The 26,491-nt window shown below is 67.1% G+C and carries 25 protein-coding genes; 16 read left to right on the top strand and 9 right to left on the bottom strand.

Annotated features, from left to right (window positions below):
- The first annotated feature begins 123 nt into the window (after positions 1–123).
- From WBN46_RS16325 to WBN46_RS16305, 5 genes are all read left to right on the top strand, one after another.
- Positions 124–900, top strand: a complete 777-nt coding sequence (locus WBN46_RS16325; protein ID WP_337732486.1) for an N-acetylmuramoyl-L-alanine amidase — start codon at positions 124–126, stop codon at positions 898–900.
- 371 nt (positions 901–1,271) lie between these two features.
- Complete coding sequence (locus WBN46_RS16320; RefSeq protein WP_337732485.1) at positions 1,272–4,157, top strand: TonB-dependent receptor; 2,886 nt, start codon at positions 1,272–1,274, stop codon at positions 4,155–4,157.
- 113 nt (positions 4,158–4,270) lie between these two features.
- Entirely contained in the window at positions 4,271–5,815 is a 1,545-nt protein-coding gene (locus tag WBN46_RS16315) for a serine hydrolase (protein WP_337732484.1), read from the top strand.
- Between the two features lie 10 nt (positions 5,816–5,825).
- On the top strand, positions 5,826–6,524 hold the full coding sequence (locus tag WBN46_RS16310) for a M15 family metallopeptidase (protein ID WP_337732482.1): 699 nt from the start codon (positions 5,826–5,828) through the stop codon (positions 6,522–6,524).
- A complete protein-coding gene (locus tag WBN46_RS16305) occupies positions 6,521–7,786 on the top strand; it encodes an FAD-dependent oxidoreductase (protein ID WP_337732481.1) in 1,266 nt (421 codons plus the stop codon). The genes WBN46_RS16310 and WBN46_RS16305 overlap by 4 nt, the downstream gene beginning before the upstream one ends.
- 18 nt (positions 7,787–7,804) lie before the next feature.
- Here WBN46_RS16305 and WBN46_RS16300 read toward each other — a convergent pair whose 3' ends face one another.
- The 6 genes from WBN46_RS16300 to WBN46_RS16275 form a co-directional block, all read right to left on the bottom strand.
- Positions 7,805–8,704, bottom strand: coding sequence for a nuclear transport factor 2 family protein (locus WBN46_RS16300; protein ID WP_337732480.1), 900 nt, complete (start codon positions 8,702–8,704; stop codon positions 7,805–7,807).
- Entirely contained in the window at positions 8,691–8,840 is a 150-nt protein-coding gene (locus WBN46_RS16295; RefSeq protein ID WP_337732479.1) for a hypothetical protein, read from the bottom strand. Before WBN46_RS16295 ends, WBN46_RS16300 begins: the two co-directional genes overlap by 14 nt.
- A 74-nt stretch (positions 8,841–8,914) precedes the next feature.
- Positions 8,915–9,784: an AraC family transcriptional regulator gene (locus WBN46_RS16290; RefSeq protein ID WP_337732478.1), complete on the bottom strand. Its 870-nt coding sequence runs from the start codon at positions 9,782–9,784 to the stop codon at positions 8,915–8,917.
- Between the two features lie 19 nt (positions 9,785–9,803).
- Complete coding sequence (trmL, locus tag WBN46_RS16285) at positions 9,804–10,283, bottom strand: tRNA (uridine(34)/cytosine(34)/5-carboxymethylaminomethyluridine(34)-2'-O)-methyltransferase TrmL (protein WP_337732477.1); 480 nt, start codon at positions 10,281–10,283, stop codon at positions 9,804–9,806.
- A gap of 113 nt (positions 10,284–10,396) precedes the next feature.
- Positions 10,397–10,774, bottom strand: a complete 378-nt coding sequence (locus WBN46_RS16280; RefSeq protein WP_337732476.1) for a hypothetical protein — start codon at positions 10,772–10,774, stop codon at positions 10,397–10,399.
- Between the two features lie 400 nt (positions 10,775–11,174).
- The gene (locus WBN46_RS16275; RefSeq protein WP_337732475.1) at positions 11,175–11,879 is read right to left on the bottom strand and encodes an SDR family oxidoreductase; all 705 of its coding nucleotides are present in this window, start codon (positions 11,877–11,879) and stop codon (positions 11,175–11,177) included.
- Positions 11,880–12,024: 145 nt separating this feature from the next.
- On the opposite strand from WBN46_RS16275, the gene WBN46_RS16270 reads away from it, so the two are divergent.
- From WBN46_RS16270 to WBN46_RS16255, 4 genes are all read left to right on the top strand, one after another.
- Positions 12,025–14,886, top strand: a complete 2,862-nt coding sequence (locus tag WBN46_RS16270; RefSeq protein ID WP_337732474.1) for a pitrilysin family protein — start codon at positions 12,025–12,027, stop codon at positions 14,884–14,886.
- A gap of 106 nt (positions 14,887–14,992) precedes the next feature.
- Positions 14,993–15,310, top strand: coding sequence for a DUF4156 domain-containing protein (locus tag WBN46_RS16265; RefSeq protein WP_337732473.1), 318 nt, complete (start codon positions 14,993–14,995; stop codon positions 15,308–15,310).
- A 124-nt stretch (positions 15,311–15,434) separates the two neighbouring features.
- A complete protein-coding gene (locus tag WBN46_RS16260; protein WP_142122995.1) occupies positions 15,435–16,451 on the top strand; it encodes a 3-oxoacyl-ACP synthase III in 1,017 nt (338 codons plus the stop codon).
- Between the two features lie 67 nt (positions 16,452–16,518).
- The gene (locus WBN46_RS16255) at positions 16,519–17,424 is read left to right on the top strand and encodes an alpha/beta fold hydrolase (protein WP_337732472.1); all 906 of its coding nucleotides are present in this window, start codon (positions 16,519–16,521) and stop codon (positions 17,422–17,424) included.
- A 174-nt stretch (positions 17,425–17,598) separates the two neighbouring features.
- Here WBN46_RS16255 and WBN46_RS16250 read toward each other — a convergent pair whose 3' ends face one another.
- Positions 17,599–17,979: a YkgJ family cysteine cluster protein gene (locus WBN46_RS16250; RefSeq protein WP_337732471.1), complete on the bottom strand. Its 381-nt coding sequence runs from the start codon at positions 17,977–17,979 to the stop codon at positions 17,599–17,601.
- Between the two features lie 93 nt (positions 17,980–18,072).
- Between WBN46_RS16250 and oleC the strand changes: the two genes are divergently transcribed.
- The 5 genes from oleC (at position 18,073) to ubiB (ending at position 23,566) form a co-directional block, all read left to right on the top strand.
- On the top strand, positions 18,073–19,716 hold the full coding sequence (gene oleC / locus WBN46_RS16245; RefSeq protein WP_337732470.1) for an olefin beta-lactone synthetase: 1,644 nt from the start codon (positions 18,073–18,075) through the stop codon (positions 19,714–19,716).
- Entirely contained in the window at positions 19,713–20,714 is a 1,002-nt protein-coding gene (gene oleD / locus WBN46_RS16240; protein ID WP_337732469.1) for a 2-alkyl-3-oxoalkanoate reductase, read from the top strand. The genes oleC and oleD overlap by 4 nt, the downstream gene beginning before the upstream one ends.
- A gap of 285 nt (positions 20,715–20,999) precedes the next feature.
- Positions 21,000–21,158, top strand: a complete 159-nt coding sequence (locus WBN46_RS16235; RefSeq protein WP_082563134.1) for a DUF1328 domain-containing protein — start codon at positions 21,000–21,002, stop codon at positions 21,156–21,158.
- Between the two features lie 117 nt (positions 21,159–21,275).
- Positions 21,276–21,917: an SCP2 sterol-binding domain-containing protein gene (locus WBN46_RS16230; protein ID WP_337732468.1), complete on the top strand. Its 642-nt coding sequence runs from the start codon at positions 21,276–21,278 to the stop codon at positions 21,915–21,917.
- Positions 21,914–23,566, top strand: coding sequence for a ubiquinone biosynthesis regulatory protein kinase UbiB (gene ubiB, locus WBN46_RS16225; RefSeq protein WP_337732467.1), 1,653 nt, complete (start codon positions 21,914–21,916; stop codon positions 23,564–23,566). Before WBN46_RS16230 ends, ubiB begins: the two co-directional genes overlap by 4 nt.
- A 38-nt stretch (positions 23,567–23,604) precedes the next feature.
- Here ubiB and WBN46_RS16220 read toward each other — a convergent pair whose 3' ends face one another.
- A complete protein-coding gene (locus WBN46_RS16220; protein ID WP_337732466.1) occupies positions 23,605–23,991 on the bottom strand; it encodes a hypothetical protein in 387 nt (128 codons plus the stop codon).
- Between the two features lie 146 nt (positions 23,992–24,137).
- Here WBN46_RS16220 and WBN46_RS16215 point away from each other — a divergent pair, with 146 nt between their 5' ends.
- Entirely contained in the window at positions 24,138–24,704 is a 567-nt protein-coding gene (locus WBN46_RS16215) for a type 1 glutamine amidotransferase domain-containing protein (protein WP_337732465.1), read from the top strand.
- A 21-nt stretch (positions 24,705–24,725) separates the two neighbouring features.
- On the opposite strand, the gene WBN46_RS16210 is transcribed toward WBN46_RS16215, so the two are convergent.
- Positions 24,726–25,094: a hypothetical protein gene (locus tag WBN46_RS16210; protein WP_337732464.1), complete on the bottom strand. Its 369-nt coding sequence runs from the start codon at positions 25,092–25,094 to the stop codon at positions 24,726–24,728.
- Positions 25,095–25,223: 129 nt separating this feature from the next.
- On the opposite strand from WBN46_RS16210, the gene WBN46_RS16205 reads away from it, so the two are divergent.
- Positions 25,224–26,063 carry an endonuclease/exonuclease/phosphatase family protein gene (locus tag WBN46_RS16205; RefSeq protein ID WP_337732463.1) on the top strand — a complete coding sequence of 280 codons (840 nt, stop codon included), beginning with the start codon at positions 25,224–25,226 and terminating at the stop codon, positions 26,061–26,063.
- The last annotated feature ends 428 nt before the right edge of the window (positions 26,064–26,491 follow it).

The raw sequence follows: 26,491 nt of genomic DNA, 5'->3' as shown, positions 1-26,491 counted from the left end.
GCGATCGAAGCGGTGTTTCTCCGGTGGCCTGCCGTTCGCGGCAGGCCTTTCTTTTTCGCCGTCTGCGCCAGTCGGCATCGTCCGTGCTATTCCTTGGCACGGCTGCCCAACGAGGGTTTCATCATGACCACGTCCGTCCCGTTCGCTTGCCGCGCTGCGCTGATTGCTGCGCTGGCCTTGTTCCTCGGCGGCTGCGCCCATTCCGGCCCGCGCAACCCGCTCGCCAGCTGGGTACCCTCGAAGAACTTCGATGAGCGGCGCCCGGTCGTCATCGTGCTGCACTACACCGAACAGGACTCGGTCGAGCAGTCGCTGGACACGCTGCGCACCCGCAACAGCGGCGGTCGCGTCAGTGCCCACTATCTGGTCGGCAAGGACGGCAAGGTCTACCAGTTGGTGAAGGATTCACAGCGCGCGTGGCATGCGGGCGCCGGCCGCTGGGGCGGCATCACCGACGTCAACAATGCCTCGATCGGCATCGAGATCGACAATGATGGCAAGACGGCGTATCCCGATGCCCAGATCGAGAGCCTGATCGTACTGCTGCGCGACCTGTCCGAACGCCTGCGTATTCCCCCTGCCCAGGTGATCGGCCATTCCGATCTCGCACCGTCGCGCAAGATCGATCCGGGCCCGCTGTTCCCGTGGAAGCGCCTGCACGATGCCGGTTTCGGCATCTGGCCCGCCGAAGGAGCAGGCGACCCCCCCGCGGGATTCGATCCCTGGCTCGCCCTGCAGGCGGTCGGCTACTCCGTTGAGGATCGTGGCTCCACCGTGCGCGCGTTCCATCACCGCTTCCGTGGCATGGAAGGAACCGAACTGGATGCGGAGGACCTCCGCATCCTGCATGCGCTGACCCGCGTGGCGCCAGCACAGGGCGCGGGCACTCCGTCGCCTTGATCAGGAATATTCAAGTCAGTTTTTTCGTGCAACAAGAATAAATTATTGACTCACTCCGGGTGGCGTGCTACACGGATGTACAAGGGTTTTTGTGATGGATGGCGGCATCGTCCATCCATGGGTGCCGGCGGGGTGCCGGCGCACGTCATAGCAATCAAAACAACGTACTAACGTACTGCGGTGCGCATCCGGGACGGGTGCGCCGGAAGGCGCCAGTGGGGATTCGTGCGCTCCGGGGAGGTGGCAGGCAACGCGTCCGTCGCGGAAGCCATGCGAGGACCATCGAGCTCCCCTGGAACAACGCGTCGGCGCATCGCAGCGACAGTGTAGTGGCCGCGTATTGCAGCGTTCTTTCATCCAGGAGATTCCGCATGCCCGTTCGATCCCATCCGCTCAAGCCGAGCCATCTCGCCGCCGCCATCGTGCTGGGACTCGCCATCCCTGCAGTCGGCCTCGCGCAGGATGCAGCGCCTGCCCAGGAAGGCGGTGCGCGCACGCTGGATACCGTCACCGTCACCGGTTCGCGCATCAAGCGCACCGACGTGGAAGCCGCACTGCCCGTCACCATCATCCAGAAGGCGGAGATCGAGGCGCAGGGCATCACCTCGGCGGAGCAACTGCTGCAGTTCCTCAACATCGCCAGCAACGGTTCCGACAGTCTTGCTTCCAACGCGGGCATCGCTCCGGCGGATCTGCGCGGCAACAATGGCGTGTCCGGTGCCAACCTGCGCGGCCAGGGCGCGGATGCCACGCTGGTGCTGCTCAATGGCCGCCGCGTCGCCACCCACGGCCTGCGTGGCCAGGCGGTGGACCTGAATTCGATTCCGTTCGCGGCGATCGACCGGGTCGAGGTACTGCGCGATGGCGCGTCCGCCGTCTACGGCACTGATGCGATCGGCGGCGTCATCAACTTCATCACCCGCAGCGACTATCAGGGCATCACGGTCAATGCCGGGTTCGACATGACCCAGGAAGGTGGCGGCAACATCTTCACCTACAGCGTCCTGGGAGGCATGGGCGACATCGACAACGATGGCTGGAACGTCTGGGGCACGATGAACTATCGCGAGAACGAGATCCTGCTGGGCAGTGATCGCGATTTCTCCAACACCTTCCAGCTCAACCGCGGCCTGTCGCCCGACACGCGCGGCACACCGTTCGCCACCGTGTCCAACCTTGCCGGCGGCATGATCACGGGCACCCTGGCCGATCCGGCCGGCGGCGGCGGACAGGCCCTGATCAACATCCTCAACCTGCCGGGCGCAGCGGGCTGCGAAGCCGGCGGCGACATGATGGGGCCCTATGCCTACCAGCTGTGGGGCGTGGCGAACTCCAGGTACGCCTGTGCGTGGGACTACCCGGCCGCGCAGGTGATGCAACAGCCACAGGAGAGCCTCCAGGCCCTGGGCCGTGCCACGTTCAAGATCAGTGACAACCACCGCTTCTACGCCGAAGCGATGGCCTCGCGCTCGGAGTCCAACCGCCAGTTCGAAGCGCAGCAGATCACCTCCAGCACCTCGACCGCCGCCTCGGCGCTCGGGCCGAGCACGTGGTATCCGCTGAACGCGAATACCACGGCGACCTACAACATGATCTACAACGCGCTGGTCGGCTATTTCGGTCCCGCCAACCTCGTCTACGGCCGTCCGATCCCTTACCGGTGGCGTTGCGAGATCTGCGGACCGCGCCAGATCGAGACCACCACCAAGGCATACCGTTTCCTGGTGGGCTTCGACGGCACCCTGGGCAGCTGGGACTACGATATCGGTCTGTCGCGCGCCTCTAGCGAGGCCGAGTCGGTGCTGGGCACGGGCTATTACTTCACCCCGGCGTTCAAGGCGGTGCTGGGCAGTGGCCTGCTCAATCCCTTCCTGATGCCCGGCCAGCAGCACGATCCGGCGGGCGTTGCAGCGTTGCAGGCCGCGTCGGCGGCGGGCGTCCGCCTGTACGGCGGCGAGTCCACGGTCACGACGCTGGATGCGGCGTTCTCCGGTGGACTGGGTTTCAACCTCTGGGGTGGTGAGGTGATGGCAGCGGTCGGCGTGGACTTGCGTCGCGAGGAGTTCGAGTTCGGCTCGACTTCGGACGGCATTGTTCTGGACAACAGCTACATCTTCGGTGCGCCGTTCGATGCGACCAACAACCTGCCCAAGGTGCAGCGCGATGTGAAGGCGGTCTATGCGGAAGCCTTCCTGCCGGTACTGGATAGCCTGGAAGTGAGCGTGGCCGTGCGCCGCGACGATTACGACGGCTTCGGCAGCACGGTCAATCCGAAGTTCTCGTTCAAGTGGCAGCCGATCGATTCGCTGGCATTCCGTGGCGCCATCAGCGAAGGCTTCAAGGTGCCCGAGTTCACCAAGCTGTTCAGCGGTGTCACCGAAAGCCCGTACACCGGCTTCGACCTGGCCGACCCGGCAACCTGTCCCGGCGGCGCGGCGAATCCCGCAGTGCCGGGCTGCGAAGCCATCCAGCCCGCTATCTTCACGGGCGGCAAGGCCGACCTGCAGCCGGAAACGTCCGACCAGAAGAGCTTCGGCGTGGTGTTCGCGCCCAATGATCGCTTCAACATCAGCCTGGACTGGTGGGAGATCGAGCGCACCAACACCATCCGCACGCCCAACCAGGCGACCCTGATCGCCAACTACGATCTCTTCGTCGACAACTGGATCCGCGACGCCAGCGGCGAAGTGGTGGCGATCGACCGCCGCTTCATCAACTCGGGCGGCACGCTGATCAGCGGCGTGGAAGTGGACGCCAACCTGACCGGTGAACTGGCCGGCGGTACGTGGCGCGTCAACCTCAACGGCAGCTACATCGACAGTTTCCAGGAGAAGGCGCTGGAGAACTCGCCCTATGGCGACAACCTGGTGGGCAAGTACGTCCGTTACTACAGCCTGCCGTTGAAGTGGAAGCATACGCTGGGCGTCAGTTGGGCAAAGGGCGATTGGTCGCACACGCTGACCCAGATCTACCGCGACGGTTACAAGGATGAGTTGCCGGTCAGCGTGAGGAACGGCAGCTACATTCCGGAAGACTGGAACCCGGACGTGGACGACTACATCACGTACAACTACAGCGTGGGCTGGACGGGTCTGGACAATGCCAAGTTCACCTTCGTCGTGCGCAACCTGCTCAACGAAGATCCTCCGTTCACCGCGCACCAGAACGACTTCGCTTCCGGCGCCGCGTGGGAGCCGCGTGTCGCCGATCCGCGCGGTCGTTCGTTCGCATTGATGGTCGAGTACAAGTTCGACTGACCTGATCCGCCATCGGACCGTCTGAAGGTTCGGGCCGTCGCCGGCTTTCCGGTGGCGGCCCGCCTGCATGCGGGATGCCTCGCCTGCGATTCCGCGGAGTCCTGAGCCACGCCATGAAACATCTTCTCGTCTGTCTCGCCCTGGTCGCGCCGCTCGCGCATGCCGCGCCCGGCAACGAAACCTTCGATGCGGCAGTGGAGCAGACCTTCGAGCACTACCAGCTGCCCGGTCTTGCGGTCGGTGTCATCGAAGACGGCAAGATCGTCTACACGCGCACGCTGGGTGAGGTACGCGCTGGCGGCGGCGGGAAGATCGACAACGACACGCTGTTCAAGATCGCCTCCAACAGCAAGGCGATGACCGCAGGCGTGCTGGCGCGCCTGGTCGACGCGGGCAAGTTGAAATGGGACGACCCGGTCACCAAGTACCTGCCGCAGTTCCGCATGCACGATCCGTGGGTCACGCAGCAGATGCAGGTGCGCGACCTGTTGATCCACAACAGCGGCCTGGGCCTGGGTGCGGGCGACCTGATGCTGTGGCCGGAGCCCAACCGGTTCACCCGTGCGGACATCATCGCAGGGCTGGCGCACCTGAAGCCGACGCACAGCTTCCGCGCCAACTACGCCTACGACAACCTGCTCTACGTCGTCGCCGGCGAGGTCGCAGCGGCGGCAGGCGGCGCCTCGTACGAAGAATTGGTGAAGCGCGAACTGTTCCAGCCGCTCGGCATGCACCGGTGCCAGGTGGGCGAGTGGAACCGTGCGCAAGTCGGCAACGTGGCGCAACCGCACATGCGTACCGCGCAGGGCAATCGCGTCATCCGAGAAGACGCCGAGGTAGTGCCGGATCTCACCTCGATGGCGGCCGGCGGCATCCGCTGCAGCCTCGACGACATGCTGGTGTGGATGGACATGTGGCTGTCGCCGGAGCGTACCCCGGCGTGGTTGTCGCCCGCGCAGCGCAAGGCCGTGTGGACCGCGCACATGCCGATGCCGGTGAGCGCGCGCATGCGTGCCTGGGACAACAGCCATTTCTCCGCTTACGGCTACGGTTGGCGCCTGTCCGACGTCGATGGAGTCTGGAAGGTCGCGCATACCGGAACCCTCGCAGGCATGTACTCCTCGGTGATCCTGTTGCCGGACCAGCGCACAGGCATCGTCATCCTGATCAATGGCGAAGGCGAGGCCGCGCGGACGGTGCTGGGACAGGTGCTTACCAAGCACTTCACCGCGCCAGGGACATCGCCCACCGTCGCGCACTATGCGGCGCTGCTGGACAAGGAGCGCACCGGTGAGCGGGCCACCAGGCCCAAGCCCGACACGGGGCATCGCACGCGCGCGACGGCACGCGCGATGGCGTCGTGGATGGGACATTACCGCGATCCCTGGTTCGGTGAGGTGACCCTGTGTGCGACAGGCGATCGCGTGCGCTTTTCCGCGGCGCGCTCACCCATGCTCACGGGTACCGTGATGCGGGTGGACGAGCGCTGGCTGGTGGATTGGGATGATGACAGCGTGGATGCCGAGCCTTGGCTTCACTTCGCCCCAGCCCAGGCCGGCAGCGATGCCGGGCTTAAACTGTCGCACGTCGACCCCGAAGCAGACTTCAGCTACGACTATGCCGATCTCGATTTCCACCGCACGCAGGCCTGCCGCTGACGTGCGAGGCATGGTGCTGCTCCTGTTGAGTACGCTTCCGTTGCTCGGCGCCTGCGCTTCCGCGCCGGGCGTGCAGGTGTCTCCGGCACAGGAAGCGGCGCAGGCGGACCTGGTCGATGCGGCGACGGTCGTGCCCGGTCTGCAGCAGGAAATCCGCTATGCGGGCAAGGACAATTTCGTGGGCGCGCCGGTCGCCGGTTACGAGGCGCCCAAGTGCCTGCTGCTGGCACCGGTCGCACGGGCGCTCGCCCGCGTGCAGCAGGACGTGCAGCGCGAAGGCCTGTCGCTGAAGGTGTTCGACTGCTATCGCCCGGTACGCGCGGTGAAGCACTTCGTCGCCTGGGCACGCGACCCTGCCGACCAGCGCACCAAGGCGGCGTACTACCCGAACCTGGACAAGGCGCGCCTGCTCGATGGCTACATTGCCGAGTCCTCGGGGCACAGCCGGGGCGCGACGCTGGATCTGACGCTCGTGCGCTGCAACGGTGGCGCGTGTACGGAACTGGACATGGGTACGCCGTTCGACTTCTTCGATCCGCGCGCCAATACCGCGCATCCGCAACTGGGCGACGAGCAGCGACGCAACCGCGACCAATTGCTGCAGGCGATGGCGCGGCATGGGTTCCATAATTATCCGATGGAATGGTGGCACTACACCTTCCGCCCCGAACCCTCCCCCAAGACCGCCTACGACGTTCCGATCCGATGAGTGCTTCCCTTTCCTCCCCTGCACCGCGCACCACCGATGTCGCGGTGATCGGCAGCGGCATTGTCGGCCTGTCGACGGCCCACCACCTCCTCGATCGCGGGCTGTCGTGCACGCTGATCGATGCGAAGGGACCCGCTGGCGAAACGTCGTTCGGCAACGCCGGCTCCATTTCCGTGGGCAACGTGATGCCGCAGTCCACGCCCGGCATCGTCATGAAGGCGCTGCGGATGCTCGCCAATCCGTTGGCGCCATTGAAGCTCGATTGGGGCGTCAGCCCGAGTTACGCGCGCTGGCTGCTGCAGTTCCTCGACCAGGGCAGGATGGAGCACGTGCTGCCGATCATCGATGCGTTGAGTGCGATCAATACCGCCTCGCGCTCGGCGTGGCTCGAATTGGGCGAGCGGATCCGCGCACAGGACCTCATCGCGCACACCGGCTACCTGCACGTCTACAGCGAGGAGGCCAGCTTCGCGAAGGGCGAATGGGAACGTGGCCTGATGCGTGACCGCGGCGTGGCGTTCGACGTGCTGGACGCCGGCCAGCTGCGCGAGCTCGAACCCGGCATCGGCACGGGCTTCCAGCGGGCGGTCTTCCAGCGCGAATCGCTGGCGATGCGCGACCCCGGGGACTTCTGCCGGCGCCTCTTCAATCACCTGAGCGCGCGCGGCGCGACGCCGCTGATCGCCAGCGTCTCGGCGATCCTGCGGCAGGACGGCGGCTATCGCCTCGACACCGATCATGGCGCGGTGCATGCCGGGCGCGTGGTGGTGGCCGCGGGCGCCTGGAGCAACACCCTGCTGCGTCCGTTCGGGGTGAAGATCCCGGTGATTCCCGCACGCGGCTACCACCTGATGTATCCGCAGAAGGATGTCATCGTGCGTCGGCCCACGCTGTGGGCGGAGCGCTACATGGTGGTGTCGCCCATGCAGTCCGGCATCCGCATGACCAGCATCAAGGAGCTGACGGCGCTGGGCCGCGACCCGCATTACCACCTGATCCGCCGGCTCGACCCCGAAGCGCGCAAGCTGTTCCCCGGCATAACGACCGAACCGGTATCGGAATGGGCGGGCAATCGGCCATGCACGCCGGATTCGCTGCCGATCATCGATCGGGTGCCGGGCGAGGACATCTTCGTCGCCACCGGGCATGGCCATCTCGGCTTGACGCAAGGCCCGGTAACAGGACGGCTGCTCGACCAGATGATGGCGGGCGAAGCGACCGACATTCCGGTGACGCCCTACGGGCTGGCGCGGTTCGCGTAGCGTCCTGCGAGGACAGGGTCACGCGGGTGGAGTGTGCACGGTGATGTGCGCCGCCACGCACCACCAGCGCCCGGCGCGCTTGACCCAGATGTCGGTATAGCGGTTGATGCCCCGGCGGCCGTCTTTCAGCGTGTAGGCGTTCTCGGCATGGATCATGGCGAGCTCCCCGATGCGGTTGATCCGCACCTTGTCCAGCGGAAACGCGGCGATGCTTTCAGCGAACACCGGCCTGGCGAAATCGACCAGGGCGGCGGCACGGTCCTGCAGCGAGCCGTCGCCGGAGACCACCCGATAGTCAGGCGCCAGATGCGCGTCGTACCAGCCCGCATCGGCGTCGCGGAAAGCCTGCACGTACTGTTCGTTCAAGGCTGCCAGCACGGTGGCATCGTCGCCGACGGGATCGGAGCCACGCCACTGCGATGGCGCGGAGGAGGGCGCCTGCATCGATGCGGGGGCAGCAACGGCGTTCGCGATGCGCGTGCGCTGTTCATGCACCCATGTCCAGCGCCCTTCCCGCCACGCATAGACATCGGTGTAACGCACCCGCCGTGCATCGCCTGTGTGCGGATGGCTCAGGAGGGTGCCGTGCACCACTGCGGCCGTGCCGAACAGGCGCACCTGCACATCGTCGTAGGCGACGTCCGCCAAGGGCGATGCGGTGGGTAGCGATGCGAGAAATGCGGTTCGGTCCAGCCAGTGGCCGTCGCTGTCGATCACCAGCAGGTCCGGCGCGGCAAGTGCATGCAGGAACGCCGGGTCCGGCACGCGATGGGCCGCGACATGGCGATGATGGATCGCGCGCAGCTGCATTTCCGCCCCCGGAGGAAGGAGGGTCTTCGCCAGGACAGGCCAGGTGCTTGCCGTCAGCATGACGGCAAGCACCAGCAGGGCAGCCTTGTGCACGTCAGGCAGCCGCATCGGCGTCGGCGCCGGCCTCGCGCAGCTTGGCAGCACATTCCTCGCAACACACCTCAACGGTGCGGCCGCCAAGGGTGACTTCAATGGCGCCGCCGTCCAGCGGGCAGTCGCAGGCAGCGCAGGTCTGTTCGGTCATGACACGTTCCTTGGGCAGCCCGGATCGGGCAGGCGCAGGAGACCATGCGGGCAGCGTTGGCGCTGTCGGAATCTTTAGCCGGTTGCGGCAGGTCGGCGGGTGAGCGCGCGGAAGGCGCTGGGCGTGCGGCCGTAGGTCTGCCGGAACGCGGCGGCGAAGTGGCTGTGGCTGGAGAAACCGAGGTCCTGCGCGAGCGTGGACAGGTCGCCGTCGCCTTTCAGCAGATCCAGTGCGCGCGCCAGCCGCAGGTGCAACTGGTAGCGGTACAGCGGCATCTCTTCGACCTGCCGGAACGCCTGGGTCAGGTAGACGGGAGAGCCGCCGGTGTCGGCCGCGATGTCTGCCAAGGTCCAGCGCCGACCGGGATCGCTGGCGAGCAGCACCTTGACGCGATCGACCAGCCGCTGCCGTGCCCGGGTGGCGCCGGGGACGTGCGCGGTGCGGGAGCCCAGGCTGCGCGAGGCGAGGGTGAGCGCCAGGCCTTCCGCTTCCAGCGGCTCTATCCCGCCCTGCCGCAGTGCATGCCGCAGCAGGGCGACCAGCGCCTGCGCGCGCGCGTCGATGCGCAACGCCTGATGGCGGAACACGGCGCGTCCGCCGTTACGGATCTGCGATACCGGCGAGAGTTCGCGCAGCAGTGGTTCGGCCAGCTGCAGCACCAGGTTGGCGTCACCGCCGGCGACGGGATGGCTGACCTGGTAGTCCTCGTCGGCGTTGAACAACAGGACATGGTTGGCGTCGGCGACAGTCTGGGCGCTGCCGACATGGCGCAGGTAGACACCGCGGTACGGAAACACCAGGTGGGTCGCGTTCGTGCATTCCTCGCCGCTGCGATGCCGGCACTCGCCGCGGCAGCAGACCTCGCGCACCGATACCGTGGCCGTATCCAGCAATCGGGTGACCTCGAAGGGTGGCGATGGCGGCGGCGTGGCAGGGCGGGTCATGGCGACAGTCTGCGCGCGATCACGCGCCTCCGCCGAACCCCGCCTGCCGCCACGCTTCGAACACCACCACGGCCACCGTATTGGACAGGTTGAGGCTGCGGTTTTGCGGGCGCATCGGCAGGCGCAGGCGCTGCTGTTCGGGCAGGCCCTCCAGTACCTCCTGCGGCAGGCCACGGGTCTCGGGGCCGAACAGGAACGCATCGCCGGGCTGATAGGCAGGCTGGTCGTAACGGAGGGCGCCGCGGGTGCTCAGTGCGAACAGGCGCGTGGGTCGCACGTGCTGCAGGGCCGCTTCGAGCGACGCGTGGACCTGCAGCGTGGCGTATTCGTGGTAGTCCAGGCCGGCGCGCTTGAGCTGCTTGTCTTCCAATGCGAACCCGAGCGGTTCGATCAGGTGCAGCCGCGCGCCGGTGTTCGCGCAGAGGCGGATGACGTTGCCGGTATTCGGGGGAATTTCCGGCTGGTACAGCAGGACATCGATGTCCAGGGTGTCGGTCATGGCGCGCATTCTACGCGGCGCTGCATGGCCTCACGGGCATGTGGTGCGGTGGAACTCCGGCGGCTGCCGGTTTGCGTGGAAACGCAGGTGGAGCGTGGTGTGTTGCCTGCGTATCAGCGCGAAGCCAGCTGGCCGGCCAGCACGCCCGCCTGCACCGCGATCTGCTGCATGTCCTCGGCGGACGGACGCACGGTGACCACCGGCATGTCGACCACGCGCACTGCCTGCTGGGCAACGAAGTAGGCCAGGTCTTCGGCGCTGGGCTTCACGGTGACCGTGGCCAGGTCGACGATCTTGGTGTCCTTGTAGGTCAGGTAGTGGGCCAGGTCGGCCGCATCGGGCTTCACCGTGACAGTGGGCAGGTTGACGATGTGGGTGGCTTCGGCGGTGTTGCGGTTGTTGTCGGCGTGGGTGGCGGAAACGACCATGGATCCGGCGCACAGGGCGAACACGGCGGCGGCGGTCAGCGGGAGGAGGTTCTTGGTGTTCATTGTCATGCCTCTGTAGTGATGTTGTTGTGTGGTGTGGTAGTAATGTAGTACACCTAGACAGACAGATCAAGCAAAACCGTTCGTTTCGGTGAGTTGATTCATGTTTCAGTCAGGTTGACGTCGGACAGCGGAAGGCTTGTTATGGGTAGAGCAGAAACCGTGCCAATCGCAAGTTATTGATCCAATAGGGCTTTAGGCTTCTGTTCTGCGTGTCCGGTGTCCGAGTGCATGTCCGCCCGGGTGTCCGTCCTGCATGCAACAGGACGCGCCTGGGTGTGCGTTGTGACTGCGAACACGCCGCTTCGGCCCGATCCCGGTCAATGCGGTGTGTTCTGGTTTGGATGCCGTTCAACCAGGAACCGTTGCGGTCCACTGGCGCCGGCGCAGCCGGCATTCAGCTTTACCAGGGCAGCGGAGCGCCCTGCCAGTCGAGGAAGCGGCCGCTGTCTTCTGCGCCTAGATGGTCGATCACATGAAGCAGCCCTGTGGCGGACTCCTGCACGGACAGCGCTGCGTTGTCGCCCCCCATGTCGGTGCGGACCCAGCCCGGATGCAGGGCGACGACCGTGATGCCGCGTGCGGCCAGGGCCTGCGACAACAGCGAGGTGGCCATGTTCTGCGCGGCCTTGCCGATGGCATAGCTCGGGGTGCGGAATTCCTGCCTAAGGCCGATCGATCCGACCTCGGACGAAATATTGGCCACCACGCCGCCCTCGGCCAGGCGTGCGGCCAGCGTCTGCACCAGCAGGAACGGGCCGGCGGCGTTGGTATGGAAGCTGGCGTCGAGATCGGCAGCGGTCACGTGGCCGAAACGCTCGCCGCCGCGCAGCACGCCGGCATTGTTCACCAGCAGGTGCAGGGGTTCTTCATCGGTGACCAGCGACACCTCGTGGAGCAGCTGGTTGCGGCTGCGGGCGTCGGCAACGTCGAGCGGCAGCACATGCAGGCGGCCGGGGTACTCGCCCGCCAGGCTGTTGAGCGCAGTGGCCTTGCCGGGCTGCCGGCAGGTCGCGATGACGTGGCAATGGCGGGCCAGCAGCTGCCGGACAAGTTCCAGGCCCAGGCCCCGGTTGGCCCCGGTCACCAGACAGTGCTTGCGGTCCATGGCACCTCCGCACAACAGGATTGGCGGGCCGCAGCTGGGCGGCGGATGAGCCATTCGTCATGGCTTGTGGCCTAGTGTAATGACCGCGGGCGGCGGTTAGCATCGGGGGTTCTCCAGGCCCATTCAGTATTCCAAGGAGTGTCCGATGCACCTTTCCCGCCGGCCCCGCGCCGCCCTGCTCGCCATCGCCCTGTCCGCCGCGCTCGGGGGACTGGCCTACGCGCCGGCGTCGACGCATGCGAAGCCGGCGGGCGCGGACGTCGTGATTCCTTATGAAGAGTTCACCCTGCCGAACGGCCTGCGCGTGATCGTGCACACCGACCGCAAGGCGCCCATCGTGGCGGTGAATGTCTGGTACCACGTGGGCAGCAAGAACGAGACCCCGGGCCGCACCGGCTTCGCGCACCTGTTCGAGCACCTGATGTTCCAGGGCAGCGAGAACCATGACGGCGAGTTCTTCACCCCGTTCGAGCTGGTCGGCGCCACCGACCAGAACGGCACCACCAACCAGGACCGCACCAACTACTTCCAGAACGTGCCGACCACCGCGCTGGACATGGCGCTGTGGATGGAATCCGACCGCATGGGCCACCTGCTGGGCGCCATCGACCAGAAGAGCCTGGACGAACAGCGCGGCGTGGTGCAGAACGAGAAGCGCCAGGGCGAGAACCAACCCTATGGCCGCCGCATCTTCGCGCGCATGTTCGAGGCGCTGTACCCGGCCGGACATCCCTACAGCTGGCAGACCATCGGCTCCATGGCCGACCTGGACGCCGCCACCCTGGATGACGTGAAGACCTGGTTCCGCAGCTGGTACGGCCCCAACAACGCCGTGCTGGTGCTGGCCGGCGACATCGACGTGGCCACCGCCAAGGAGAAGGTGACCCGTTACTTCGGCGACATCCCGGCCAGCGCCACGCTGGCGGATATGAAAACCAACATCCCGAAGCACGCCAGGGACACCCGCGAGACGATCCCCGACCGCGTGCCGCAGGTGCGCGTCTACCGCGCCTGGCCAGTGGCGGAGATGGGCACGAAGGACGCCACCCTGCTGGACCTGTTCGCGCAGGTGCTGGGCGGCAGCGCGGCCTCGCGCTTCGACACCCGCCTGGTGCACGGCGACAAGATCGCCGACCAGGCCAGCGCGTTCCAGTGGAGCAGCGAGATCAGCAGCACGTTCTTCCTGATGTCCACCGTGAAGGAAGGCGTGGAGCCGGCCAAGGTCGAACAGGCCCTGGACGAGGAACTCAAGCGCCTGGTCACCCAGGGCCCGACAGCCGAAGAGCTGGAGCGTGCCAAGGTCTCCGGGCGCGCGGCGTTCGTGCGCGGCATCGAGCGCATCGGCGGTTTCGGCGGCAAGTCCGACGTACTGGCCTCGTGCGCCGTCTACCAGGGCACGCCGGATTGCTACAAGGAAGAGTTGGACATCCTCGCCAACGCCACGCCGGCGGAAGTGCAGGCGGTGGCCAGGAAATGGCTGGCAGGAGCCTCGCACACCATCCTCGTGCAGCCCAGCGAGACGCCGGCCTCGGCCCTGCCGGAAACCGTGTTCGCCGCGCCCGCCACGCAGCCGGCCCCCACACCCAAGGTCGATCCGAAGTTCAAGACGGTGAAGACCGACGTGGACCGCAGCCAGGGCGTGCCGAAGACCGCGACCTTCCCGGACCTGAAGTTCCCGGCCGTGCAGCGCGCCACCCTGTCCAACGGCATGCAGGTCGCGCTGGCCGAGCGGCATGAAACGCCGGTGGTACAGATCAGCGTCGAGTTCCCCGGCGGTTACGCCGCCGATGTCGGCAAGAAGCTGGGCACCGCCAGCTTCGCGCTGCAGATGATGGACGAAGGCGCGGGCAAGTACGGCGCGCTGGACTTCGCCGCCCGCAAGGAAGCGCTGGGCGCGGAACTGACCACGGGCGCCGGCCTGGACAGCGCTTCGGTGGGCCTGTCGGCACTGACCGAAAAGCTGGACCCGTCGCTGGACCTGCTCGCCGACGTGTTGCGTCGCCCGACCTTCGCCCCGGCCGAGATCGAGCGCGTGCGCGCCACCTGGATCGCCGGCATCAAGCAGGAGAAGGCGCGCCCGCAGACCGCCGCGCTGCGCACGTTGCCGCCGCTGCTGTATGGCGCCGGCCATCCGTATGCCATCCCGTTCACCGGCTCGGGCACGGAGGCATCGATCGCCTCGCTGACCCGCGACGACCTGGTCGCCTTCCATCGTGACTGGCTGCAGCCGGACCAGGCCCGCATCACCGTGGTCGGCGATACCACGCTGGCGCAGATCGTGCCGTTGCTGGAAGCCCGCCTGGGCGACTGGAAGCCCGCGCCCAACGCACCGAAGCTGGCGGCCGTGCCCAAGGTGGCCAACGCCACCAAGCCGCGCGTGTTCCTGATCGACCAGCCGGGCGCCATCCAGTCCAACGTCTACGCCGCCCAGCTGGTGCCGCCCACCGGTGACACCGGCACCATCGACTTCGACTTCGCCAACGGCGTGCTGGGCGGGCAGTTCAGCTCCCGCCTCAACATGAACCTGCGCGAGGACAAGCATTGGGCGTACGGCTCGTACAGCGGTGCCCGCAATGCGCTTGGTCAGCGCCCGTGGTGGGCCAGCGCCGCAGTACAGAGCGACCGCACTGCCGACTCGATGAAGGAGCTGCAGAAGGAGATCAGCCAGTTCGCCACCGGACAGGCGCCGTCCAAGCCGGAGGAAATCGCCAAGATCCGCGCGGCCAACACGCTGGAACTGCCGGGCGCGTACGAAACCGCGTCCGCCGTGCTGGGACAGATCGCCACCAACCAGCGGTACGGCCGGCCGGACGACTACATCGTCCAGTACAAGGCCCGCAACGAAGCGATCGGCGCGGCCGACGTGGCCAGGGCGGCGTCCACCCTGTCGCCGTCCGCGCTGACCTGGGTGGTGGTGGGTGACCTGTCCAAGGTCGGCGAATCGGTCCGCGCGCTGCAGCTGGGCGAAGCGGTGGAACTGGATGCCGACGGCAAACAGAAGCCGTAAGGCCCGAACGGCACCGCTCCTCCGCGCGGGGAGCGGTGCGCGTGCCCGGAGCGATTCATCCCGCGTGGGCCAGAATGGCCGCGACTCCCCTTTCCAGGTGATCCCGATGCGACTCGTCCTGCTTGCCGCCGCTTCCACCGTGCTGCTGTCCGCCTGCACCTGGGTGCACCTGGCGCCCACCGCCCGGGATGTCCGCGTGGTCGGCGTGGGCGCCGTTCCCGCCGGCTGCGAGAAGCGCGGCGAGGTATCGGTATCGGTCAAGGACAGCGTGGCCTTCTATGAGCGCAACGCCCTGAGGGTGCGCGATGAACTGGAAACCCTGGCCCGCAACGAGGCCCCCGGCCTGCAGGCCGATACCCTGCAGCCCCTGGGCGATCCGGCCAACGGCGAGCAGCGTTTCGCCGCGTTCCGTTGCGGCCGATGAAATGTGACGCACATCACTGTTCAGGATGGCGCGCGCCCAGGGCGATCCTGCGTAAAGATGCGGTGAAGGCGGGAAGTGAGTACCCTTGTCGGCCCCCTTTGCCTGAGCCTTGGCGCTAACCTCGATGCTCTTCAAGAATGTCTCCATCGCGGGACTGGCGCATATCGATGCGCCGCACACGCTGACGTCCGACGAGATCAACGCCCGCCTCCAGCCCACGCTCGACCGCCTGGGCATCAAGACCGACGTGTTGAACGACGTCGCCGGTGTGCATGCCCGCCGCCTGTGGGACGACGATGTGCAGGCCTCCGACGCAGCCACGCTGGCGGCACGGAAGGCCTTGCTCGACGCCGGCATCGGCGCTGACAAGATCGGCCTGGTGGTGAACACCTCCGTCAGCCGCGACTACCTGGAGCCGTCCACGGCCAGCATCGTCTGCGGCAACCTGGGCGTCAGCGACCATTGCCAGACCTTCGACGTGACCAATGCGTGCCTGGCCTTCATCAACGGCATGGACATCGCCGCCCGCATGCTGGAACGCGGCGAGATCGATTACGCGCTGGTCGTCGATGGCGAGACCGCCAACCTCGTCTACGACAAGACCATCGAGCGCCTCAACGCTCCGGACGTCACCGAGCAGCAGTTCCGTGACGAGCTGGCGGCCCTGACCCTGGGCTGCGGTGCCGTGGCGATGGTGATGACGCGCCGCGAGCTGGCGCCGGATGCCCCGCGTTACAAGGGTGGCGTGACCCGCTCGGCGACCGAGTGGAACAAGCTCTGCCGCGGCAACCTGGACCGCATGGTCACCGATACCCGCATGCTGCTGATCGAGGGCATGAAGCTGGCCACCAAGACCTTCGCCGCGGCCAAGATCGCACTGGGCTGGGCGGTGGACGAACTGGACCAGTTCGTCATCCACCAGGTCAGCCGCCCGCACACGCAGGCGTTCGTGAAGTCGTTCGGCATCGACCCGAAGAAGGTCATGACCATCTTCACCGAGCACGGCAACATCGGCCCGGCCAGCGTGCCGATCGTGCTGAGCAAGCTGAAGGAACTGGGCAAGCTGAAGAAGGGCGACCGCATCGCCCTGCTCGGCATCGGCTCGGGCCTGAACTGCACGATGGCCGAGGTGGAGTGGTAACCCCACCCGGCATTCGCATTCCAGGGGCCGGTTCGCCGGCCCTTTTCTTTGACGGCGGCGACGCGCGATGAACCTTCCCGGCTACCCCTCCCATCCGAAGCGCTTCGAGGTCCGCCCGGGCCTGTCGATGAACTACCTCGACGAAGGCCCGCGCGATGGCGAGGTGGTGGTGATGCTGCACGGCAATCCGTCGTGGAGCTACTACTGGCGCACGCTGGTGGCCGGGCTGACGGACCCCGCTGCTAGCAAGCGTTACCGCTGCATCGTGCCCGACCACATCGGCATGGGCCTGTCGGACAAGCCCGACGACAGCCGTTACGAGTACACGCTGCAGTCGCGCGTGGATGATGTTGCAGCGTTGCTGGAACACCTGGGCATCACCGGCCCGGTGACGCTGGCCGTGCACGACTGGGGCGGCATGATCGGTTTCGGCTGGGCGCTCTCGCATGCGGCGCAGGTGAAGCGTCTGGTCATCACCAACACCGCCGCGTTCCCGATGCCGGCAGCCAAGCCGATGCCTTGGCAGATCGCACTCGGCCGCGACTGGAAGATCGGCGAGTGGATCATCCGCGGCTTCAACGCGTTTTCCGCAGGCGCTTCATGGATCGGCGTGGAGCGCCGCATGCCCCCCGATGTGCGTCGCGCGTACGTGTCGCCGTACGACACCTGGGCGAACCGCATTTCGACGATCCGCTTCATGCAGGACATCCCGCTGGGCCCGAAGGACAAGGCGTGGTCGCTGCTCGAAGCCGCCGGCAAGGCGCTGCCGTCGTTCGCCGACCGGCCCGCGTTCCTGGGTTGGGGTTTGAAGGACTTCGTGTTCGACAGGCACTTCCTCGATGGCTTCCGCGCGGCGCTGCCGAATGCGGAAGTGCACGCCTACGAGGACGCCGGCCACTACGTGCTGGAAGACAGGCACGAGATCCTGGTACCGCTGATCCGCGACTTCCTGAACCGCCATCCGCTGGATTGATCCCATCTCCCACGGAGGTATTCCCTTCTCCCTGCGACAGCGGGGAGAAGGTGCCGAAGGCGGATGAGGGGTGCTCTTGCCGTTGCTCTATTTGACGGATGTCCGAGCGACTCGCTGCGCTCGCGTCCCCTCATCCGGCGCTTCGCGCCACCTTCTCCCACAAGGGGAGAAGGACTAGAGCTCTGGCAGTGGATTCTTCTCCGCTTCCACCACGCCCGTCCAGTCCGTCTCCACCAGTAGCGGCAAACCGTGCGCCAACCGCGCCTTGTCGCACTGCGCGCTGCGCTCGCCGAACTCCAGTGACGCCGGCACCAGCGCGCACACCGACGGTCGCCGGTCGTGGATCGTGCAGCGGCTGTAGCGGCCGATGTCGGCATCCAGCGCCACGCAGTGCGGGTGCTTCTGGGAGGTGCCCCGCATCACCCGCTCGTGCACCCGCAGCGGCTCGGTCAGTTCGATCGGTACCACGCCGCCCTGGTCGGGATCCGCCTCGCTCCAGTGGAAGCTGACACGGAAGTGGGCGCAGCAGGCGCCGCAGGTCAGGCAGGGATGCATCGGGGCTTGGCTGGCGGCGGTGCGCGGGCGGGACGCGCATTCTGCCAACCCGGGCGGCTGACGCAAGTACCGTCCAGCGGCGACAATGGCGGCATGACCGATCCGTGCAACATCGCCGCCAGCCTGCCCCGGCTGGCCCGCGAGCAGCCCGACCGCGTGGCCATGCGCTGTCCCGACGCCGCCGGACGTTACACCCGCGAACTCACCTACGCCCAGCTGGACGCGCGCAGCGACGCCATCGCCGCCGGCCTGGGTGCGTACGGCATCGGTCGCGGCGACCGCACCGTGGTGATGGTGCGGCCCACCCCGGAATTCTTCCTGCTGATGTTCGCGCTGTTCAAGGCCGGCGCCGTGCCGGTGCTGGTGGACCCCGGCATCGACCGGCGCGCGCTGAAGCAGTGCCTGGACGAAGCCGAACCGCAGGCCTTCATCGGCATCCCGCTGGCGCAGGCCGCGCGTTGCGTGCTGGGCTGGGCGAAGTCCGCGAAGAGGATCGTCACCGTCGGCACGCGCTGGGCGTGGGGTGGCACTACGCTCGCGAAGATCGAGGCGCGCGGTGCCGACGCCGGTCCGCAGCTGGCGGCCACCGCACCCGACGATGTCGCCGGCATCCTGTTCACCAGCGGCTCCACCGGCGTGCCGAAGGGCGTGGTCTACCGCCACCGCCATTTCGTCGCCCAGATCGAACTGCTGCGCAACGCCTTCGGCATGCAGCCCGGTGGCGTCGACCTGCCCACGTTCCCGCCGTTCGCGCTGTTCGATCCCGCGCTCGGGCTCACCTCGGTGATCCCGGACATGGATCCCACGCGCCCGGCCAGCGCCGATCCGCGCAAACTGCACGCGGCCATCGCGCGTTTCGGCGTCACCCAGCTGTTCGGTTCGCCTGCGCTGATGAAGGTGCTCGCCGACCATGGCGCGCCACTACCGGGCGTGCAGCGCGTGACCTCGGCCGGCGCACCGGTGCCGCCGGACGTCGTGGCGAAGATCCGTACGCTGCTGCCGGATACCGCGCAGTTCTGGACGCCGTACGGGGCCACCGAATGCCTGCCGGTCGCCGTCATCGAAGGCCGCGAACTGGACGCCACGCGCGTGGACACGGAAGCCGGTGCCGGCACCTGCGTCGGTCGCGCCGTGCCGCCGAACGATGTTCGCATCATCCGCATCACCGACGCGCCGATCGAACGCTGGACCGATGTCGAGGTGCTGCCCGACGGCGAAGTTGGCGAGATCACCGTCGCCGGCCCCACCGCCACCGATACCTATTTCCGTCGCGATGCCGCCACGCGCGCGGCGAAGATCCGCGAAACCCTGCCCGACGGTGCCGAACGCACCGTGCACCGCATGGGCGACGTGGGCTGGTTCGATGGCGAAGGCCGACTGTGGTTCTGCGGTCGCAAGACGCAACGCGTCGAGACCGCCGACGGCCCGCTCTACACCGAGCAGGTCGAACCCATCTTCAACACCCATCCGCGGGTCCGCCGCACCGCACTGGTCGGGGTTGGCGAGCCCGGACGCCAATCGCCGGTGCTCTGCTACGAACTGCAGCCCGGCGCCAGCGCCGACCGCACGCAGATGGAGGCCGAGCTGCGCGCCATCGGTGCACGCCATCCGCACACCGCGCGCATCGCCACCTTCCTGCCGCACCCCGGCTTCCCCGTCGACATCCGCCACAACGCCAAGATCGGTCGGGAGACATTGGCGGCATGGGCACGCACGCAACAAGGACACCACGCATGAAGATCCTGGTCACCGGCGGCGGTGGTTTCCTTGGCCAGGCGCTGTGCCGTGGCCTGGTCGAACGCGGGCACGAGGTGATCAGCCTCAACCGTGGCTACTACCCGGTGCTGCGCGAACTCGGCGTGGGCCAGGTGCAGGGCGATCTCGCCGACGCGCATGCGGTGATGCATGCCGCCGATGGCGTGGACGCGGTTTTCCACAACGCCGCGAAGGCCGGGGCCTGGGGCAGCTACAAGAGCTACCACGACGCCAATGTGGTCGGCACGCAGAACGTGCTCGAGGCGTGTCGCACGCACGGCATCGGTCGCCTGGTCTACACCTCAACGCCCAGCGTGACCCACCGTGCCACGCATCCGGTGGAAGGCGGCACCGCCGACACCGTGCCCTACGGCGAAGGCTTCAAGGCGCCGTATGCCACCACGAAGACGATCGCCGAAAAGGCGGTGCTCGCCGCCAACGATGCATCGCTGGCGACGGTCGCGCTGCGCCCGCGCCTGATCTGGGGTCCGGGCGACCACCAGATCCTGCCGCGACTGGTATCGCGTGCCCGCGCCGGTCGCCTGCGCATCGTCGGCAGTGGCGAGAACCATGTCGACACCACCTACATCGACAACGCCGCGCAAGCGCACTTCGACGCCTTCGACCACCTGGCACCCGGTGCGGCCTGCGCGGGCAAGGCGTACTTCATCTCCAACGGCGAGCCATGGCCCATGCGCAAGCTGCTCAACGCGCTGCTGGAATCGGCCCATGCGCCGCGCGTCGAGAAGCACCTGTCCTTCAAGGCCGCGTATCGCATCGGTGCGGTGTGCGAAGCCCTGTGGACGGTGCTGCCACTGAAAGGCGAGCCGCCGATGACGCGCTTCCTGGCCGAACAGCTGAGCACAGCGCACTGGTACGACATGGCACCCGCACGTCGCGACTTCGGCTATGTACCGCGCGTGTCGATGGAAGAAGGGTTCGAGCGCCTGCGCGCCTGGCTGCGCGATCATCCGTTGTAGGAAGGGCTTCAGTCCGCGCCTCGACCAACGTGCCGTGCCTGCGTCGATGAGCGCGCCGCAGCACGGCAGGAAAGTGGATGCCTCTGAGGGCGACTGCATCCCTGGTGTAAGAGAGGTGGGGCTGCAGCCCCTCCTGCAGAACGCCTGACCTTCACGTCCGAATCACGACACTGAAGCGTGTCCATATCGCACCGCGCGGAAATCACGCGGCGATGACTCCCCGCGTTCCAGCATGGCGCACGCCACTACCGGCTGCATCGCTGGCCACAGCCCAAAGGAGTTTCCATGCTGCGCTACGCCATCATCTTCTTCGTCATCGCCCTCATCGCCGCCGTACTGGGTTTCAGCGGCATCGCGGGTGCCGCCACCAACATCGCGTGGGTACTGTTCGTCGTCTTCGTGATCCTGGCGATCATCTCGCTGTTGCGCGGCAAGCGCGTCTGACCTTTCCACCGTCTCTCCTCGCCGGGATGGCAGGACGCCATCGAGCCCGCCCCGAGCCTGCATGAAGCAGGCCGACGGGCGGGCAGGGCATGCAGGCTTTGCCGCTAGAATGGCGGCATGGACCTGTCTCCGTTCGATGCCCTGAAACCCCTCGCCGGTCGCGCGCTCGAAGCCGCGCTCAACCAGGCGATCGCGCTTGATCCCGATACATCGGCGGCGCTGCGTCCTCTCGAAGGCCGCCGCATCCAGCTGGTGGTCGATGCTCCGCCGCTGGCAATGGACATCATGGTCGGCGGTGGTCGCCTGCAGGTAGGTCCGGCCAGTGAAGTGCTGGAAGCCGATCTCGCCGTGCGCAGCACGCTCGGCGGACTGCTCGGTCAACTCCCTTTCCTGCGTCGCGACAACGCGACCCCGGTCGGCAAGGTCAAAGTCTCCGGCGACGCCGAGCTCGCACGCCGCCTGCAGACGCTGGCCACGCGCTTCGATCCCGACTGGTCGCTGCCGTTCACCCGGGTGTTCGGTGACGTGATCGGCGTGCAGGTGGCGAATGCCGTACGTACCGGTCTGCAACAGGTCCGCGTCGCCGCGGGCAACCTTGCGGAAAGTGCCGCCGAGTACGTGACCGAAGAATCGCGCGACGTGGTCGGCCGCGACGAACTCAATGCCTTCCATGACGATGTCGATGCCATGCGCGACGACGTGGAGCGGTTGGCCGTCCGCATCGGCCGCCTCGCCGCACGCGTGGAGCACCGCGCATGAAGTCGGTGTTGAGGGCCAGCCGCATCGGCCGCGTGCTGCTCCGCTATCGCCTGGACGACCTGCTCGAAGGCACGCCGGTCGAGCGCTGGCTGAAGCTGGGCCGCCCGTTCGTGCCGCGTGCATCGGCGGAGATCGCCGCACAGCCGCGAGGTGCGCGACTGCGCCTGGCGCTGCAGGAACTCGGGCCCATCTTCGTCAAGTTCGGGCAGATCCTGTCCACCCGCCGCGATCTCATCCCGCCCGACATCGCCGAAGAACTCACCCTGCTGCAGGACCGCGTGGCGCCGTTCGATGGCGATGTCGCGCGTGCGCTGGTGGAACAGGAGCTGGGCCGGCCGATCATCGAGGCCTTCGAGCATTTCGACACCACGCCGCTGGCCTCCGCGTCCATCGCGCAGGTGCATGCGGCCACGCTGCCCGGTGGGCGCGAGGTGGTGGTGAAGGTATTGCGTCCGGACATCCGCCGGCAGATCGCCGGGGACATCGCGCTGCTGGAGAGCATCGCGGCCATCGTCGACCGCGCGCATCCGAACGCCGACAAGATCCGCCCGCGCGAGATCGTCGCCGAAATCGAGAACACGCTGGCGGCGGAACTCGACCTGCAGCGCGAGGCCGGCAATGCCAGCCTGCTGCGGCGCAACTGGGCGGACTCGCCCGACCTGTACGTGCCCGAGGTGATCTGGTCGCACACCGCCGAGCGCGCGATGACGATGGAACGCGTGCGCGGCATCCCGTCCGACGACATCGCCGCGCTGGATGCCGCGGGCATCGACCGCAAGGCACTCGCCGCCAAGGGCGTGCGCGTGTTCTACCAGCAGGTGTTCCGCGACAACTTCTTCCACGCCGACGCGCACGCCGGCAACATCTGGGTGGATCCGGAGCGGAAGACCGATCCGCGCTTCATCGCGCTGGATTTCGGCATCATGGGCCAGCTCTCACGCGACGATCAGTATTGGCTCGCCGAGAACTTCATGGCGATCTTCAACCGCGATTACCGCCGCATCGCCGAACTGCACGTGCAGGCGGGATGGATGCCGGCGCACATCCGCATCGACGAACTCGAAGCCGCCGCGCGCGCCGTCTGCGAACCCTATTTCACCCGCCCGCTCAGCGAGATCTCGTTGGCCGAAGTGCTGGCCAAGCTGTTCCGTACCGCGCAGCGCTACGAGCTGACCCTGCAGCCGCAGCTGATCCTGCTGCAGAAGACCCTGCTCAACATCGAGGGCGTCGGCCGGCAGCTGGACCCGCAGATCGATATCTGGGCGGTGGCGCGGCCGGTACTGGAACGCATCCTGATGGAGCGCTACAGCCCGCAACGCGCCGCGCAGGAGTTCCGCAAGCGCCTGCCCGAGATCATGACCCACGCGCCGGACATGCCGCGCCTGGTGCATGCATGGCTGAGCCAGCAGGTGGAAGGCCGGCACGAGCTGGCGATGCGGTCCAAGGACCTCACCGAACTGACCCAGACGATGAAGGGCCTGCAGCGCCGCGTCGTCGCCGCGATCCTCGGCGTGGGCCTGCTGATCGTCGCGGCCGTGCTGTATGCGCTGGAAGCGGGTGGGCCACGCCTGCTCGACGTGCCCGCTTCCGCGTGGATCGCCGGCATCGGCGGGTTGTGGGCGTTGCTGGCGGCGTGGCCGCGGCGCTGAGGTGGAACACTTCTGTGGGCGAAGCGCAGTCCTGAGCCTCACGTATCCGCGCGCGTGGCGCGCCGACGTCCCCACGCCAACCACCAGCCCAGCCACACCTGCAAGGGCAAGGTCAGCAGGCAGGCGAGGGTGAACCAGCGCGGGAAGTCTTCCCACGCGAGCCAGACCAGGGTCACGCCGAGGGCCAGGTACAACGCGAGGAACACCCAGGCGTGCGCGGTCTTCGCGACTGCCGCCACACCGACCATCAGCATGCTGCCGGCCACGCCGGCCATGACGACCCACAGCAGGTCGTAGGCCAGCCGCGCGTCACCGCCGGAAGGCAGGCGCAGCGCCGCTGCGAGTTCACCGCCGATCTGGTTGACCAGAGGCAACGCGTAGAGCGACACGACGCACGCCGCCACGCTGCGTAACACGACAACCATGCGACGGGGCATGAGTGCGCTTCCATGAACAGATGAGGCATTGGAGCACATCGACTACGCGCGTTGACACGATGGCAACGATTCCTTCGCATGCCGTGCGCGTAGCGCACGCTACCGTGGTATCTCATTCATACGGGAGCCTTCCCATGAGCCATCTGACGGGAAAACGCGTCGCCATCCTCGCCACCGACGGCTTCGAGCAATCCGAGTTGACCGAACCGATGCGCGTACTGCAGTCGCACCACGCGCAGGTCGACATCGTCTCGCTCGATAGCGGACGCATCCAGGGCTTCAAGCACTTCGACAAGGGCGACCAGGTGGACGTGGATCATGTGCTGTCCGAAGTCTCCGCCAAGGACTACGACGCGCTCGTCATTCCCGGGGGGCTGTTCAATCCGGACGCCCTGCGCGTGGACGACCAGGCACTGGCCTTCACCCGCGGCTTCTTCGAAGCCGGCAAGCCGGTCGGTGCGATCTGCCACGGCCCGTGGGTGCTCGCCAACGCCGACGTGCTGCGTGGCCGCACCGTTACCTCGGTGCCCAACATCCGCAAGGACCTGGAGAATGCGGGCGCGAACTGGAAGGACGACGAAGTCATCGTCGACAAGGGCCTGGTCACCAGCCGCACACCGGAGGATCTGCCCGCGTTCTGCGCCAAGCTGGTGGAGGAGATCGCGGAAGGAAGGCATGGCGGGCAGCGCCGCTCGGCGTGATCCCTGGCGCGCCGCCGGCCTTCAGAGCGGCGGCGTTTCCGCAGCGGGTGCGCAGCGCGGCAGCGGCAACGGGCCATACACCTTGATCGTGCCCGCGAAGCCGCCCTGTTCGACCACATAGACCGCGCGCGCTCGCGCATCGACATGCAGGAACTGCTGATACCCGTCGGCGACATGGCCCATGTCCGACAAGGGTGTTCCGAGTGATTGCTGGAGCTCGCGTGGCCAGTAGTGCATCTTCGGCCATGCCTGTTGGATGCCATACGGACTGGCGAAAGGCTTCAGGCGCGCGATCACGCACGCGATGGTCGCGTCATGCGTGGGGGCAGCGGGCGGCGCGAGGGGCGAATCGAGCGCCTGCAGCAGGAACACCAGGGTGAGCACCGACATCGCGATGTCCTCGAACGGCTGACCGCATCGTGCCGGAGTCCGTCCGTTCCGCCTAGGGGCCTTACAACGGGATTCGTGCCACGTTCATGCCCTGCGGTCTGCGCGACAATGGCCGCCCGTTTCGCGGAGATGCCCGTGATCCCTCGCTTACTCATCCTCCTGCTGGCCTGCCTGTTGCCGTGGCAGGCGCTCGCCGCCGACGCCCCGCTGCGCATCATGAGCTTCAACATCCGCCTGCCCGCGGAGAGCGATGGCGTGGACTACTGGGAAACACGCAAGCCGCTGGCGGTACGCATGCTGCGCGAGCAGCAGCCCGACGTGATCGGCCTGCAGGAACTGGTGAAGGCGCAGGCCGAGTACCTGGCGCGCGAATTGCCGGCGTACGCGTGGTTCGGTCGCGGTCGCAATGCCGATGGCGGCGGCGAGCACATGGGCGTGTTCTACCGGAAGGACCGCCTGAAGGTGGTCGAGTCCGGCGACTTCTGGCTGTCCGATACGCCCGACGTGCCGGGCAGCATCACCTGGAACCATCTCTATCCGCGCATGGTGACCTGGGCGCTGTTCGAGCAGCGCAGCGACGGCAAGCGCTTCTACCTGTTCAACACCCACCTGCCATACCGCGATCAGGACGAAGCCGCGCGGGTGAAGGGCGCGCAGGCCATCGCGCGCCGCCTGGCCACGCTGCCGGACGACGTGCCGGTGGTGCTGACTGGCGACTTCAACACCGCGCCGGACAGCCAGGTGCACGCCGTGCTTGCGCAGACGCTGCAGGATGCGTGGACCACCGCGCCGCGGGTGGAAGGCAGTGAAGCGACGTTCCATGGGTTCACGGGCAACGCCGACAAGCGCATCGACTGGGTCTTCGTCCGCGGCGTGCAGCTGGAATCGATCGCCTCGATCACCACGCGCTGGGGCGGACGCTATCCGTCCGACCACTTCCCGCTGCTGGCGACGCTGCGGCTGCCGTAAGCCTGCGTTGCCTGTCGAAGGCGCGCAGGCGAGGCTCGATGTGAGCACGATGGAGCGCCGAATCCCATCAACGGCGTTCCGAGCCTCGCAGATGGCGCTCAATGTGAGACAGATGGCGCTCCCGAGCTCCATCGATCGAGCTCCGAAAGCCATCCCATCGCATTCCGAGTGCCATCGATGGCTCTCCGAGCCTCGCGGGTGGAGCTCAATGTGAGAACGATGGAGCTGCCGAGGTCCATCGATGGGACTCTGAAAGCCATCCCATCGCCTTCCGAGTGCCATCGATGGCTTTCCGGGCCTCGCGGATGGAGCTCAATGTGAGACAGATGGAGCTCCCGAACTCCATTGATGGCATGGGAGAGCTCGATCGTTGGCATTCCGAGCCCCATCGACGGAGCTCCGGGCTCCATCGCCGGGCTCCGAGGCCG

The organism is Pseudoxanthomonas sp. CCNWLW251 (assembly GCF_037402255.1).
GTDB lineage: Bacteria > Pseudomonadota > Gammaproteobacteria > Xanthomonadales > Xanthomonadaceae > Pseudoxanthomonas_A.
Note: the sequence above shows the minus strand (reverse complement) of the source record. Positions and strands in the feature narration are given on the sequence as shown.